This window comes from Vibrio sp. TRT 2004 (genome assembly GCF_050113735.1).
Classification (GTDB): Bacteria; Pseudomonadota; Gammaproteobacteria; order Enterobacterales; family Vibrionaceae; genus Vibrio.
Map to the genome: position 1 here is coordinate 1 of NZ_JBNJOH010000123.1, position 1300 is coordinate 1300.

The window sequence follows — 1300 nt, forward strand, 5'->3', positions numbered from 1 at the left end:
CTTTTAAGAGCATCGGTATGCGCACCACCTATGCCAGAAAAGCTTCTCAAGCTAGCTGAGAGTCGGTGGTAATCAGGTTTATTAATGGAGGTGCGGGGTTATTATCTGGAGGAGTTTCGGCTGATTTTTCTCAAGAAGGGGCGGGAATTGGTAAAGGCTTTGTTGGTCCTGGAAGTGGCATTGCTGCTGGTGTTCAATTTTGTGATGTTAAGGTATATGGATGCGATTAGGTCAGAAATATCAGTTGTTAGCATTCCTTTTCTGGCTGCTTATTATGGGGGTGTTTTGGCTAGGGAAAACAAATGTCATATCCAAGGAATCAAGCACTGTATTATTTTTTATAATATGGCTTTTGGGAGGGGGATGTGTTGTTGGTGGACTTCGAGAAGTCATTGCATCACTTCGGCGTAGAAATAAGTGATGTTAGTTAGCCGGAGAAGAATGAGATATGTTTCGTTCGTTTAAAGAGCCTTGGTTCATTGTATATGCATTTATCCTAATATTTGCAATTATCGCTCAAGAAGCAGTATCCCCCTTGCTAGTATGCTTGGGGGGCATTGTTGTGATTTTAGTTCACTTGGAAGTATGGCCTCGATCTAAGTTCTGGGTACATTCATCAAGATATTTCAAACGATATAATGTGGTTGGTTGTGGGTCTGTCTTACTATGTTCTTCAATAGCGATGAACCTTGACTTAGTAGCTTCGGTAGAGCTTTTTCCTCTTGGTTTGATACCTATATTTTTTGTGATGGAAAACTCTATCTTTGATAAATAATTTGGGCTAGGAAGGATAATACTATGAAGTTTTATTATGTATTAATACCATTGCTGCTTACAGGCTGTGGAGGTGGTGGCTCTACCACCTCAAATCCAGACTCAAATGTCACTCGTTACAGCAGTGATTATGCTGCGTCTGATTTACAGGCCCTTTTCACATTATCAGCTACAAGCTCATCCGATGCTGAGGTTACAGGATATATTCTTGATGACAGTGATCTTTTTGTAACGTTGTCTGGCAGTGATGAATTAATGACTTCTGCTTTAGCAACTGAGTATAGAGTTAGCTTTGTACGAGATGGCGTTGATATAACTCAATTAACAGCTACTGAGTTCCCTATTCCTTTTGATCCCGTTGTTAGTTTTTCAAATGAAATTATTGATGTATCTTTCTCCCCTGAAACCGCTCATACATATTCTTATCCAACGGTTATGTTAGCTTGTTTAAATAGTACCGAGATCAATATCAGAACGGCGTCATCAGATATAAACTCGGGTGAATATCTGCTCAATTCAGGTTCTT

1 protein-coding gene is annotated in these 1300 nt (G+C 39.8%); it reads left to right on the plus strand.

Annotation, left to right across the window (positions count from 1 at the left end):
* Positions 1–798: 798 nt before the first annotated feature.
* Positions 799–1300 (plus strand): hypothetical protein (locus ACQEXR_RS20155; protein ID WP_427021037.1); only part of this gene is annotated, 502 nt, incomplete at its 3' end.